General features: G+C 66.3%; 9 protein-coding genes. 6 read left to right on the forward strand and 3 right to left on the reverse strand.

What is annotated here, in order from left to right:
• Positions 1–69: 69 nt before the first annotated feature.
• From KUD94_RS10005 to KUD94_RS10020, 4 genes are all read left to right on the forward strand, one after another.
• Positions 70–999: an MBL fold metallo-hydrolase gene (locus tag KUD94_RS10005; RefSeq protein WP_218237076.1), complete on the forward strand. Its 930-nt coding sequence runs from the start codon at positions 70–72 to the stop codon at positions 997–999.
• Between the two features lie 167 nt (positions 1,000–1,166).
• Positions 1,167–3,506: a TonB-dependent siderophore receptor gene (locus KUD94_RS10010; protein WP_218237077.1), complete on the forward strand. Its 2,340-nt coding sequence runs from the start codon at positions 1,167–1,169 to the stop codon at positions 3,504–3,506.
• A gap of 91 nt (positions 3,507–3,597) precedes the next feature.
• Complete coding sequence (locus KUD94_RS10015; protein WP_218237078.1) at positions 3,598–4,710, forward strand: alpha-hydroxy acid oxidase; 1,113 nt, start codon at positions 3,598–3,600, stop codon at positions 4,708–4,710.
• Complete coding sequence (locus tag KUD94_RS10020; RefSeq protein WP_218237079.1) at positions 4,704–5,387, forward strand: Fe2+-dependent dioxygenase; 684 nt, start codon at positions 4,704–4,706, stop codon at positions 5,385–5,387. Before KUD94_RS10015 ends, KUD94_RS10020 begins: the two co-directional genes overlap by 7 nt.
• A gap of 125 nt (positions 5,388–5,512) precedes the next feature.
• On the opposite strand, the gene KUD94_RS10025 is transcribed toward KUD94_RS10020, so the two are convergent.
• The 3 genes from KUD94_RS10025 to KUD94_RS10035 all read right to left on the reverse strand — a co-directional run bounded on the left by KUD94_RS10025 (position 5,513) and on the right by KUD94_RS10035 (position 11,738).
• Complete coding sequence (locus tag KUD94_RS10025) at positions 5,513–6,112, reverse strand: DUF3617 family protein (RefSeq protein WP_218237080.1); 600 nt, start codon at positions 6,110–6,112, stop codon at positions 5,513–5,515.
• Between the two features lie 136 nt (positions 6,113–6,248).
• Positions 6,249–9,455, reverse strand: a complete 3,207-nt coding sequence (locus KUD94_RS10030) for an IPTL-CTERM sorting domain-containing protein (protein ID WP_218237081.1) — start codon at positions 9,453–9,455, stop codon at positions 6,249–6,251.
• 243 nt (positions 9,456–9,698) lie between these two features.
• Positions 9,699–11,738 carry a lytic transglycosylase domain-containing protein gene (locus KUD94_RS10035; protein ID WP_218237082.1) on the reverse strand — a complete coding sequence of 680 codons (2,040 nt, stop codon included), beginning with the start codon at positions 11,736–11,738 and terminating at the stop codon, positions 9,699–9,701.
• A 20-nt stretch (positions 11,739–11,758) separates the two neighbouring features.
• Between KUD94_RS10035 and KUD94_RS10040 the strand changes: the two genes are divergently transcribed.
• Together KUD94_RS10040 and KUD94_RS10045 are read left to right on the forward strand one after the other, a co-directional pair.
• Positions 11,759–12,331 (forward strand): 5-formyltetrahydrofolate cyclo-ligase, encoded by a 573-nt coding sequence (locus tag KUD94_RS10040; RefSeq protein WP_218237083.1) that lies wholly within the window; start codon positions 11,759–11,761, stop codon positions 12,329–12,331.
• A gap of 13 nt (positions 12,332–12,344) precedes the next feature.
• The gene (locus tag KUD94_RS10045) at positions 12,345–13,046 is read left to right on the forward strand and encodes a glutathione S-transferase family protein (RefSeq protein ID WP_218237084.1); all 702 of its coding nucleotides are present in this window, start codon (positions 12,345–12,347) and stop codon (positions 13,044–13,046) included.
• The last annotated feature ends 14 nt before the right edge of the window (positions 13,047–13,060 follow it).

Here is a 13,060-nt window from a genome sequence, read left to right on the forward strand (position 1 = left end):
AGAAGCACGCGCCCTGCACTACAGTGCAAGGCATGGCCCGCCGCCTTGGCATTAGGAAAACGATAGCGCATGACCCAATCCACATCGACGCTTTTGCCCGAAATGACCGTGTTCGAGCGCAGCTGGTTGTCGGCAAACAATATCCTCTTTCACGGACCGCAGGAGACGGCGCTGGTCGACAGTGGCTACCACAGCGACGCCGAGGCGACGGTGCAGCTCGTCGCCCGGCAGCTCGGTGCGCGGCCGCTGCAGCGGCTGCTCAACACCCATCTACACAGCGACCACTGCGGCGGCAATGCCGCGCTGCAGGCGCGCTGGGGCGCGCTGCACACCGAGATTCCGCCGGACCAACTGGCCCAGGTGCGCGCGTGGGATCCGGTCGCGCTCTCCTACGAGCCCACGGGGCAGTATTGCCCGCCGTTTCGCGCCGATGCGGTACTGAAACCGGGGGGCGAGACGCAACTGGGCGGGCGCGCCTGGCAGATCCATGCGGCGCCCGGGCACGATCCGCACGCCATCATGCTGTTCGAGCCCGTCTCGCGCATCCTGATCTCGGGCGACGCGCTCTGGGAGAATGGCTTCGGCGTGGTCTTCCCGGAGCTTGCCGGTGAAAGCGGTTTCGACGAGGTGGACGCGACGCTCGCGCAGATCGAGCGGCTGGCGCCCGCAACCATCATCCCGGGGCATGGCCGGGTGTTTGCGGACGTGGACGCGGCGCTGGCGCGCGCGCGCAGCCGGCTCGCCTTCTTTCGCGCCAACCCGGACAAGCATGCGCTGCACGCGGCCAAGGTGCTGCTCACCTACAAACTCATGGAATGGAAGCACCAGGATCTGGAGCAGGCCTACGAGTGGATGGCCCGGACCGATTGCTTTCAGGGCGTGCTGCGGCGCTTTTTCCCCGATGCCCCCGCGCGCCCGTGGTTTGACGCCATGGTGCAGGCGCTGACCCAGGCGGGCGTGCTGCGCCTGCAGGGCGGCGTGCTCCACGACGCGAGCTGACGCCGGCGTCTGTTGCCAGAGCGCAACGCGCTCCCCCGTGTTCCCCCTCAGAGAGCGCGGTTTCAGCGCGCCAAATCCGGCTTTTTTCCGGCAAGACTGCTAATGCGAGTCATTCTCAATAATAATACGCCCACTCTCTTTCCGGTATTTCCACTCTTTCAGCCGCCATGTCCCAACGATCTTCTGCCCTGCGCCCCTCCAGTTTGCGTCTTGCCAGCCGCGTGGCCGCCGGCCTTTCGGCCGCCGCTCTGCTGCCGGTGGCAGCCCATGCCCAGGCGGTGGCCAGCGGCGCCACCCTGCCCACGGTCACGGTGCAGGAAGAGGCGATAGACCCCAACCCCAATGCCGAGGTGGGCGCACCCTACAAGGCCAAGACCTCGGCCGACGTGCGCCACACCAAGCCGCTGGCCGAAACGCCGCAAACGATTTCGGTGATCACCAGCTCGGCCATCGAGGATTCGGGCCAGACCGACCTCAAGCAGATCCTGGCGACCCAGCCCGGCATCACCCTGGGCACGGGCGAAAACGGCAACGCCTTTGGTGACCGCTACATCATCCGCGGGCAGGAAGCGCGCTCGGACGTCTTCGTCGATGGCCTGCGCGACCCCGGCATGACCACGCGCGAGAGCTTTGCGGTAGAGCAGGTCGAGGTGACCAAGGGACCGAACTCGAGCTTTGCGGGACGCGGTTCGGCCGGCGGCGCGGTCAATCTCGTGACCAAGCAGGCGACGACCGACATGGACTTCACCCGCATCAACGCGGGCGTGGGCACCGACAGCCACTATCGCCTGACGGGCGACACCAACCGCGTCTTCACCGACAGTTTTGCGCTGCGCGCCAACGCGCTGCTGGGCAGCGAAGGCGTGCCCGGGCGCAGCGGCTCCAAACGCGAGCGCAACGGCCTGGCGCTTTCGGGCCTGTGGACGCTCACGCCCGACTTGTCGATCAATCTGGACTACTACGGCCTGCGCGCCAAGGACAAGCGCCCCGACCTGGGCTACTTCCTGGTCGGCGATCCGCCCAACCGCCGCCCCGCCAGCCGGGTGCCGCTGTACGCGCAGGACCAGGACTTCATCGCCTCGGACGTGGATACGCTCACCGCGCGCATCAACTACCAGATCAACCCCGAGCTCAAGCTCATCAGCCTCACGCGCTACGGCAGCTCGAAGAACGGCTACGGCACCACCGGCGCCTCGATGAGGGACACGGTAGACGCCGCCGGCAACGTGCTGTTTCCCGCGATCACGCTGGACGGCGGGCATACCGGCTGGCAAGACGTGTCCTACTTCGCGCACCAGAGCAATCTGCGCTGGGACGCAGACCTCGCCGGCATGCTGCATGCATTCATCTTCGGCATCGAATACACCGACCACCGCGTGCTCTCGGGCAATTACGGCATTGCCAACACCCGCGCGCCCAACTGCCGCACCCGCGGGCGCGACGGCAGCGTACCCGCGGCCAACAACAGCTGGTGCATCACCGGCGCGGGCGGCGCCCTGCTGAGCGATCAGCTCGGCAGTTTTCTCGGGCGCAGCTACACCCGCCAGGGCTGGCAGCGCGACTGGCGCGTGAAGACCACCTCGCTCTACGTGATGGACACCGTGGACATCGACGCCCACTGGAGCGCCTTCGGCGGCCTGCGCGCCGACCACTACCGCCTGAGCATGCCCACGCGCAACAACCTCACCGGCGCGAGCACCGGCGACTACGGCTTCAGCGACACCCTGGTCAACGGCCATCTGGGCGTGAGTTACAAGCTCAACGCCCAGGGCATGGTCTACGCCAGCATGGGCAGCGCCCAGGACATCAACGGCGGCGAACCCGACACCGGCACCAGCAGCGGCTACGGCGGCCTGGTGGTGTACAACGGCAGCGCGGCGGGCGCACGCCCCGAGACATCGATCAACCTGGAAATCGGCACCAAGTGGAATCTGCTCGACGACAAGCTGCTGGCCACCGCCGCGCTGTTCCAGAGCACCAAGCGCGATGTGATGGAAGGGGCGGACTACGGCACCACCGGCACCTTCAACACCGGCAAGAACCGGGTGCGCGGGGTCGAGTTCGCCCTTGCCGGCAATCTCACGCCGCGCCTGCAATTGCAGGCCGGCGTGGCGCTGATGCAGTCGCGGGTGCTCGCATCGAGCAATGCCGCCAACGTCGGCTTGCCGCTGTCCAACTTCGCCAACCGCAGCGCGGTGCTGCAGGGCAAGTACCAGCTCACGCCCGAGCTGAGCCTGGGCGCTGCCGCGCGCTACGAAAGCGGGCGCTGCGGCGGCCAGCCCGACACCGGCGCCGACTATGCCAACGGCATGTGCCGCCAGCCGGTGCCCGGTTTCAGCAGCTACGACCTGTTTGCCAGCTACCGCTTCAACAAGCACGCATCGCTGCGGCTGAACGTGCTCAACGTCACCAACAAGGACTACTTCACCGCGGTCTACCGCTCCGGGGCCTTCCTCTACAAGGGCGACGGGCGTTCGGCGCGGCTGACGCTGGACATCGAACTGTGATCGCGCTGCCGACCCCGCTGGCAAACACCTGGTGGGCAAGCGCCTGCGCGGTCGGCAGCGCCTGCCTGAAGCCCAGGCCCGTCTGGCCCGCATGAGCACCCCACCCGCACCCGAGCGGATACCGCCCGGCATTGCCAACGCGCTGGACTACGAACGTCTGGCCGCCCAGGCCTTGCCGGCGGGCCACCTGGCCTACATTGCCGGCGGCAGCGGCGAAGACCTCACGGTCAGCGCCAACCGCGCCGCCTTCGGGCGCTGGGCCATCCTGCCACGGGTGCTGCGCGACGTGCGCGCCGGCCACACCCGGCTCGCGCTCAACGGTGCCACCCTGCCCCACCCTTTTGTGCTGGCGCCCGTGGCCCACGGCCTGCTGGCCCACCCGCAGGCCGAACTGGCGAGTGCGCGCGCGGCGCAGGCCACGGGCGCCTGCATCGTGCCCAGCACCTTGAGCTCGCGCACGCTGGAAGAGATTGCCGCAGCCGCCGGCCCCGCACGCTGGTTTCAGCTTTATCTGCATCCCGACCCGGCCCATACCCTGGACCTGCTTGCCCGCGCCGAGGCCGCTGGCTACCAGGCCATCGTGCTGACGGTGGACGCCAGTCTGCAACTGGCCAGCCGCAGCGCGCTGGCCGCAGGCTTCGTGCTGCCGCGCGAATGCGTGGCGGCCAACCTCGCGCGCTATCCGCAGGCCTGCGCCCCCGCCTTGCCCGAGGGCGCAAGCCGCATCTTTCAGGGTGCCATGCGCCATGCACCCACCTGGGACAGCCTGCAGTGGCTGCTGGCGCACACCCGGCTGCCGGTGTGGGTCAAGGGCGTGCTGCACCCCGAAGACGCCTTGCTGCTCAAGCAGGCCGGCGCCGCCGGCATCGTGGTGTCCAACCACGGCGGACGCGGCCTGGACGGCAGCCCTGCGAGCCTGAGCATGCTGCCCGCCGTACGTGCTGCCGTCGGAGCGGATTACCCGGTGTTGTTCGACGGCGGCGTGCGCAGCGGCGCCGACGCCTTCAAGGCCCTGGCCCTGGGTGCCAACGCCGTGCTGCTCGGGCGGCTGCAGCTTTACGCCCTGGCCGTGGCCGGCGCGCTGGGCGTGGCCCACATGCTGCAGCTCTTGACCGAAGAACTGCAAGCCACCATGGCGCTGGCCGGATGTGCGCGGCTTTGCGAGATTACCCCCGACTCCCTGATCCCGACCTACCCATGCTGATCTCCATAGACCAGGTACTCACCAAGGACGAAGTGCGCCAGTTTCGCCAGGAGCTGGACGCTGCCGAATGGCACCAGGGCGCCGCCACCGCAGGCACCCTGGCCAAGGCGGTCAAGCACAACGAACAGATTGCCGACGGAAGCGAACTGGCGCTGCGCCTGGGCCAGCAGATCCTGCGCCGCCTGGCGCAGACACCGCTGTTCATCAGCGCCGCGCTGCCCCACACCATCTACCCGCCCAAGTTCAACCGCTACCGCAATGGCGGTACCTACGGCGCGCACGTGGACAGCGCCATGATGTTCTTGCCGGGCAGCAATGAGCAGATGCGCACCGATTTGTCGGCCACGCTGTTTCTGGCCGAACCCGAGGAATACGACGGCGGCGTGCTGGAAGTGGAAGGCCCGTTTGGCGTGCAGGAGGTGAAGCTGCCCGCAGGCGACATGGTGCTCTACCCGTCGAGCAGCCTGCACCGCGTCACGCCCGTCACGCGCGGCGCGCGCGTGGCCTCATTCTTCTGGATGCAAAGCCTGGTAGCCGACGAGGCCGAGCGCACCCTGCTCTTTGACCTGGACCAGAGCGTGCAGCAGATCACGCCGCTGCTGGCACCGGACGACATGCGGCTGGTGCAGCTCACCGGGGTCTATCACAACCTGCTCAGGCGCTGGGGCAAGCCCTGAATATGACTGGTCAAAAGCTGCGTTTGCGCTTTATTGGCCTGCGGTTGCAGCTACTCTCTTGATAGAAAAACAACGGCGCCATGAAGCACCGCTGCCGATGAGGCTCGAAAGGGCCCATCCGACCGTCAATGCCCATGCTCGCCGTGCGCTTCGGCGTGGCGGCGATCGTCCACCACGTTCACCGTGATGCCGTTGGGCAGCACCATGTCCCCCGCGCGCTGCTGCGCCAGGCAAGCACCCAATCTGTGGCCTTCAAACAACATGCGACCGGTATTGTTCATGGGCGTATCGCGGAAGGTGACATTGAACGACCCCTGATAGGCCGTGCGCAAATCACCGGTCAGTTGCATCCGCATCTCCACCTGGTTGTCGTGCACGAAGCAGACGCTGTGGATGTCCCAACCTCCCCCCGCCTCGGCACTGCGGCGGTTGGTCGTGACTTGGCGGCAGTTCTCCTGCCCTGGCACGATGGCAAACAGCATCACCGGCTCGGCCTCGGCATCGGTACACATGCGCACCGTCTGCGGCTGCGCCTTGGCTTGGCCCCGGCGCCTGAGCTGCAGATCGTCACTGCGCACTGTCACTTCCCACAGACCGGGCTGGCGCACAGGCAAGGGCTCGGGTGCTTGCGCCTTCTTTTGGGCAGCAGACGCCGCATGCGCGCCGCCGGCTTGAAACGCCATCAGCACCACGCACACTGCGGCACAGGATCGGAAAAATTGCATGGCTCAATTCCGCTTCAAAAACAATAGCTTTCCGCGCTTGTTGCATAAACGCTAGAGCCCATTTTTATATAAAAAGCCAGCGGCGCCGCAAGGCACCGCTGGCTCACTGTCCATCAGACCGGAACACGCCGCCTGTTCAGAACATCCGGCGGCGGTGCATGCCCACCATGAGCAACCCCATCAGGGCCGACAGGATGATGAGGCCCCATTCGGAAAGCGTCGGGATGGCGGCAGGCGATGCCATCACCCGCACCCGCACCACGGCTTCATCGCAAACTGCCGCGCTCGGCGCCGCCAGGCACACCTTGTACGTAAACGTGTCCTCGCCAATAAAACCAGGGTTGGGCGTGTACCGGCAAATACCTGGCGTGGCGGTGCAATTCACCGTGCCATTGGCGGGGCCAGACGTGGTCACTACACTGCTCAAGTTGATCACGCCACCAGTGGCCGTGTCATTGACGGTAACAGGGACGTTCACCGGCGCGCCTGGGCCCGTGCTGACAGGGTCATTGTTCGCGGTCACCGTCGGGGTCACGCCGCCACCACCCGCGGGGGTAACCGCCACCGTCACCTGCGCCTCGTCGCACACCGTCTGATTCGGTGCGGCCAGACACACCTTGTAGGTGAACTGATCCGTCCCGGTGAACGGCCCGTTGGGCGTGTACGCGCATTCGCCTGTCGTCGGGCTGCAGACCACCCCGCCGTTGGATGGGTTCGAAGTGATGGCCACGCTGGTCGGGTCGATCGCGCCGCCACCCGAGGTGGTGTCGTTTTGCAGCACCGGAATCGTCTTGGACTGACCCTGTGGCGTGTTGGTCACGTCGTTCGTTGCCACCACGCCAGCGCTGCTGATGTTTACCGTCACCGTGGCCGTCTTGCAGACAGCGTGATTCGGCGCAATCAGGCAAACCTCATAGGAGAAGGTATCCGTGCCAGTCTGGCCCGCAGCGGGCGTGTAGGTGCAGATGCCGGCTGTCGTGCAGCTCACCCCGCCCTTGGTCGGCGCTGCCCCCGTCGTGGTCACGGTGCCCAACGGGCGGTCGCCACGGTCGTTGTCCAGCACGGAAACAATCACGGGAGTCTCTGGCCGCGTGTTGGTCACATCGTTTGTCGGGTACACATCCGGCGACACGAAGTTGACCGTGAACGCGCAATCGTCATTTACCGGATTCACCGTGTAGACATAGTTGCCGGAGCCATCGGGGCCAGCCAGGGAACCCGTGCAGGTCGTGCTGCCCGTATCGATCTTTGGCACGCTGTTGGGTACCGTCGGCGTCAACGTGAAGCTGCGGCTGCCGCCATCAGGCACCAGCGAGGGTCCGGCGGGGCCACTGGTTCCGCCTGTCACCGTGGGTGTCACGACGTGCGCGATGTCAAACCGTGCGGTAGCCGTCTCGGCGCCCGCGCCCTTGGTCAACTTGCATACATTGTCCGTGACCGTTCCAGGGCAATTCGTCCAGCCGGAAAAGATCGAACCCGGATGCGCCGTGGCATAGAGCAGCACTTCCTGTCCCTCACCCACGTCTTGTTCCGTGCTGGAGCACTTCCCCGTCACCGGCGTGGCATTGCCGCAGGCGAGTGCCGCGGGCGTAGCTTGCACGTAGCCGCTGCCGGAACCGGTGGCCTCGACCGTCAGTTTGGGCGTGCTGGCAGCCACCGGGGTCTGCATGCCGTCGGTGTTGTTGGACGGATTGCTGTCCGTCGCACCCCCGGTAGGCGCAACCGAAACCGCCGTATTGACCGGCGTGCCCGCAGTCCCCGCCGTCGTGCCGGACACGGTATAGCTGGCGACACCACCAGTCGTCAGGCTCCCCGTGGGAAAGGTAATCGTGACGCCAGAGCCAGGAGCGCCACCACCCGCACAGGTGAAACCGGCGCCCAGGGCCGGGTTGAAGGTCAACGCGCCGCAAGCCTCGCCCAAGCCCTTGAGCGTCTGCGTGACCGTACCGGTCTGGTCGATCGGGCCATTGTTGGTGACCTTGACGGTATAGGTGACAGCTTCATTTGTGCCGTAGGCTACCTTGCCGCCGTTGTCCACCGTCACCGCCAGATCAACCAGCGGCGTGGCGGCTGCCACGATGTTGGTCTTGACCATGGGGCCGATGTAGGCACTGACGGTATTGGAACTGATGTTGTAGTCCCCGTTGTTGATCACATCGCCCGCCACCGCAGCACCAGGCACCGTGAAGCTGATGGGGAAACTACCGCCCTCGCCGGGATTGAGCTGACCGCCCGCGCCACCGACGTCGCACACGATGTATTTGCCACGGCTCGCCGGGTTGGGGCTGGGGTACACGGGCGTTGCCGAGCAGTACGAGGGAATCGAACTCGTGTCAAAGTCCAGCTCCAGGCCGTTTTCCGTCTTGGGTGCAGCCACATACACCTTGGAGCCCAGAGTCATGTCGGGGCTGTTGTTGACGTAGTTGTAGGTGTACTGGATGGCCGCGCCGGGGGTCGTCACCGAAGGACCCTTGGCCTCTACCGACAGGCCGGGCATGAACACCCCCACGGCGTCCAGATACACCCGCGCCTCGTGTGCTGCGGCACCGGGTTCGCAGTTGGCCGCATAGACAATCAACTGAACTTGGTCGCCAACATCCAACTGGCCATTGCCGGGCGCAACATCCACCCCTTGCCAGTCTGTCCAGCGGTAGCTGCCAACGGACTGAATCTGCCAAGGCACCCCCGGCTGAGTGGAGTAGTTGTAGGTGTAGAACATCACCTTGTTCTTGGTGATGTTGCGTACCTGAACAAAGAAATACGGCTGCTCCGTAGGGCCATGGCCACCATCGACCATGATGGGCGCCATCGCAAAACGGATGTGTACCCGGTCGTCCCTGGGATCGACGTCGTCCACCGTCATGGTTGCGGTTTGCTCGATGGACGATGCAAACTGGCCTCCCACGCTGTTGAGCTTCAACGCTTTGTCATCCCAGCGAGGCGCCTTGACGCTTGAAAGTTTGCCACTACTCAACGGCATGTCCGTTGCCGGCGCGGTGATGATGGCGCTGCGATTTCCTGCGTTGTTCAAATTCTCGCTTGTCAGCCCCAGCTGATTCAAGGCAATCCCGGTGGTCATATTCGGTACCGGCGGTGACGCGGGCAGAACGGCGGTGCGAGAGTAGGTCTTATGTAGCCACCCGTTGGTGACCACGCCGGAATTCAAATCCGTCGTGCTGCTGGCCTCAAATCCCCCATTGACCCAGCTCGCCTGCGCCAGGGGCGCAACCAGCAGCGCCAGCGCCATCCCCCACGCGGCGCGCATGGCATTTGCTTTTCCTAAAGGAGCCCACCCGCGGCGTGGCTTGCTCTTCGTCAACGGCTCAATGGCTGAAATTGTCATGATTTCTCCATGTTTCCGATCGGGCTAACCACCAGCCCCGAGGGCAGATGTCAGATTGCGTAAGCACGCTTTTCCAACTCGCGCATGGCTGCGACTATCGATACTTTAGGGCAAGAGGTGCTGACGCATGGGGCTCAGCGGATATTCGTTTGACACGAATTTGCATTTGCTGCTGGAACCGAAGCACGGGGAGCTTTGCAGTTGCAAACCCTGTTGGCCGTCGCCCGCACCGCCGGGCTTGGCTCACGGCAAATCCGGCTCCCTCTCCGGCCGCTTGGCGTCGCGCGGGCCCACCTGGCCCAGGCGCTCTTTCAGCGACTGCGGCTGCCCCGTGATGATGGCCGCGTAATTCACGGTGTTGGCCAGCACCTTCTTGACGTAGTCGCGCGTTTCGCTGAAGGGCACGTTCTCGGCCCAGATGGCCGCTTCCAGCACCGGGCCGTTGCGCCAGGCGCGCGGGCGCCCGGGGCCGGCGTTGTAGGCGGCGGCGGCCAGCGGCAGGGAGTCGTCGAAATCGTCCAGCGCCAGTTTGAGGTAGGCGGTGCCGATGGCGATGTTGGTCTCCTGGTCGTTGAGCTGGTCGATGCTGAAGCCTTCCAGCCCGATTTTCTTTGCCGTCCAGCGGGCGGTGGCGGGCATCACCTGCATCAGGCCAGAGGCGCCGACGTGCGAGCGCGCGTCCATGATGAAGCGGCTTTCCTGGCGCACCAGGCCGTAGACGTAGGCGGCGTCCAGCCCGATCTCGCGCGTGCGGCGCAGCACCGGGTCGTGAAACGGCATGGGAAAGCGCTGGGCGGCGTCGATAAAGCCCTTGGTGCGCTCGCTGGTGTTGATGCAGCGATCCCAGACTTCCTGCGCGCAGGCGAACTCGGCCGCCGCCAGCAGCTCGCGGTCGCCCATGCCGCCGGGCGTGTGCAGGTTGGTGCTGTAGTTCCATTCGCGCACGCCTTCGCTGCGCAGGCCGATCAGGATGGCGTACAGGCCGCGATTGAGGCCCGGGTTGGCGCGCGCGCCGGCCTTCTCTTCGGCGGTGGGCGGGGCAGGCGGCGCGGGCACGGTGATGCGCCCGCCGGTCTCCTCCAGCGCAAGCTGTTCATAGAAACCGCTGGTGCCGGCAATGCGGGCATACAAGGCCTGGGCGCGCGCGCGCTCCTCGGGTGACGGTTGGCCCGCCAGCAGCGCCCGCGCGCGCCAATACACCCAGGCGCTGTCGGCGCGCGTGGCCTCGTCCATGGCGTCGATGGCGCGCGCCACCTGCTTCCAGTCGCCGGCGCGCAACGCGGCGCGGGCCTTCCAGGCGAGCATGTCCTCGCTCAGGTCGGCGTCGCGCGTGACCCGTGCAAAGTAGGCCATGGCGTCGACCGACAGCGACAGCGCCGCCTGCCGCCCGATCGCGCCCCAGACCCAGTTGCGCTGCTCGGCGCTCAGGTGCGCGCTCCAGTGGTCGCTGAGCAGGCGCGCCGCGCCGGTGTAATTGCTCATGGCCAGACGCACCAGCGCAAGCGTGACGAGTTCGCTCGGCTGCGCCTGCGCCTCCTTGTGCGCGGGGGCGGCCTTGCGCTTGGCGCTCTTGCCCTTGGCTGCGCTGCCCTTGTCCGCGCCGCCCAGCGTCAAGTATTTGGTGGGTGCGGCCAACGCCTGGCCCATCTGCGCCAACAGCTCGGGCGCGACCACCTGCACCGCCTCGCGCGCCTGCGCCACGCGGCTGCTTTCGGCGCCCAAGCGCGCCTTGCGCCAGACGTCGACGGGCCGGATGCGCCCGTCGGCCAAGAGCTGCGCGGCCGCACGCGCACAGCCGTCGCTGCTGCGCCGCTGGGCCTGCCAGTTGGCCAGCACCTGCGCTCCCGCGTCGGCGGGCGCGCGGCCCTCAAGGTGCTCGACCAGCAGCGTATAGCAGCGCACGTCGCGATCGTCTTGCATGCGAAACGCGGGCAAGGTGTCGGCAAAGCGCTGCCAGTCGCGCCGCTGGCCCAGGATCAGCAGCCAGTCGTTGCGCAAGCGGTCTTCGACGTAGCTGCCCTGCCAGCGGCGGAAAAAGGCCTGGACCTCGTCCTCGCTCGCCTCTTCAAGACGGGCGCGCAGTTCCCAGTACGCGGCCCAGGGTTCAAGCGGATGGCCGCTGGCCTGCGGCAGCAGCAGGGTGAGCTGCGCGCGGTCGCCCTTGCGAAAGGCCTTTTGCATGGCCAGCAAGACCTCGTCGGTGGCGGTCTGGGCAGGGGCGGGAAGGGTGAAGGTGAGCGCCAGTGCGGCGATCAGCGGTGTCAGAATGCGATGGATACTCATGGTGAGAGAGGAATTATCGGATGGACAAGGCAGCCACACGCAAGCGCCTGGTGGCCGAGCGCCAGGCCATGGCCGATCGCCTCGCGCGGGCCGACGCGCTGCAGCAGGTGCTGCGCTTCTGGCTGGTCGATCGCGCCGACACCGTGATAGGCGCCTACTGGCCGATCAAGGGCGAGTTCGACCCGCTGCCCGCGCTGCACCGCTGGAAGGAAGACGGCGAGCTGCTCCATGAGTCGCAGCGCCGGCGCATCGGCCTGCCGGTAATCGACAAGCTGCACAAGACCTTGGCCTTTCACGCCTGGTACCCGGGCTGCCCGATGGAAGAAGACGCCTACGGCATCCCCAAACCCAAGGACACGGAACTGCTGCATCCCACGCTGCTCTTCGTGCCCTGCGTGGGCTACGGGCCCGGCGGCTACCGGCTGGGCTATGGCGGGGGTTTCTACGACCGCACGCTGGCCCAGCTTGCGCCGCGCCCCTTCACCGTAGGCCTGGGCTATACCCAAGCCTATCTGGACGACTTTCTGCCCGAGGCGCACGACCAGCCGCTGGACGCCATCCTGAACGACAACGGCGTGGTCTGGCCACTTTGAGAGCGCACCTGCAATGATCAAGTTCTATACCGGCAACAAGAATTACTCCTCCTGGTCAATGCGCGTGGGTGTGCTGCTCGCGCAGGCGCAGATTCCGCACGAGGAAACCGTGTTGCGCATGGACGGCTTTGGGCCGGATTCGAACTTCAAGCGCCAACTGCGCGCGCTCAGCCCGACGGGCAAGGTGCCGCTGCTGGTCGATGGCGACACCACGGTGTGGGAATCGCTCGCCATCGTCGAATACCTTGCCGAACGCTTCCCGGAAAAACACCTTTGGCCGCAGGAGCGCGCCGAGCGTGCCCGCGCGCGCAGCGTGGTGGCCGAGCTGCACGCCGGCTTTGGCGCGCTGCGTCAGCACTGCTCGATGAGCATAGAAGCGCACCTGCCCGAGGTGGGCGCGCTGATCTGGCGCGACCAGACCGGCGTGCGTGCGGACGTCGCGCGGGTAGTGGAGATCTTCAGCGATCTGCTCGGCCGCCACGGCGGGCCCATGCTGTTTGGCGATTTTTCCATCGCCGACGCCTACTACGCGCCCATGTGCATGCGCTTTGCCACCTACGAACTGCCCCTGCCGCAGCAGGTGCAAGCCTATGTCGAGCGGGTGCGGCAACTGCCGGGCGTCAAGGCCTGGGTGGACGCGGCCCGCGCTGAAAACGACTTTCTGGCGTTTGAAGAGCCCTACCGGCTGCGCAGCGCCTCAGCGCGCAGGGATTGAGCCGCTGATGACCC

The sequence above is a fragment of the Comamonas sp. NLF-1-9 genome, assembly GCF_019195435.1.
GTDB lineage: Bacteria > Pseudomonadota > Gammaproteobacteria > Burkholderiales > Burkholderiaceae_C > Comamonas_C.

Excerpts from the sequence above, each read along its gene's own strand:
- KUD94_RS10005 (WP_218237076.1), top strand. The coding sequence starts at position 70 with ATGACCCAATCCACATCGACGCTTTTGCCCGAAATGACCGTGTTCGAG.
- KUD94_RS10010 (WP_218237077.1), top strand. The coding sequence starts at position 1,167 with ATGTCCCAACGATCTTCTGCCCTGCGCCCCTCCAGTTTGCGTCTTGCC.
- KUD94_RS10015 (WP_218237078.1), top strand. The coding sequence starts at position 3,598 with ATGAGCACCCCACCCGCACCCGAGCGGATACCGCCCGGCATTGCCAAC.
- KUD94_RS10020 (WP_218237079.1), top strand. The coding sequence starts at position 4,704 with ATGCTGATCTCCATAGACCAGGTACTCACCAAGGACGAAGTGCGCCAG.
- KUD94_RS10025 (WP_218237080.1), bottom strand. The coding sequence starts at position 6,112 with ATGCAATTTTTCCGATCCTGTGCCGCAGTGTGCGTGGTGCTGATGGCG.
- KUD94_RS10030 (WP_218237081.1), bottom strand. The coding sequence starts at position 9,455 with ATGACAATTTCAGCCATTGAGCCGTTGACGAAGAGCAAGCCACGCCGC.
- KUD94_RS10035 (WP_218237082.1), bottom strand. The coding sequence starts at position 11,738 with ATGAGTATCCATCGCATTCTGACACCGCTGATCGCCGCACTGGCGCTC.
- KUD94_RS10040 (WP_218237083.1), top strand. The coding sequence starts at position 11,759 with ATGGACAAGGCAGCCACACGCAAGCGCCTGGTGGCCGAGCGCCAGGCC.
- KUD94_RS10045 (WP_218237084.1), top strand. The coding sequence starts at position 12,345 with ATGATCAAGTTCTATACCGGCAACAAGAATTACTCCTCCTGGTCAATG.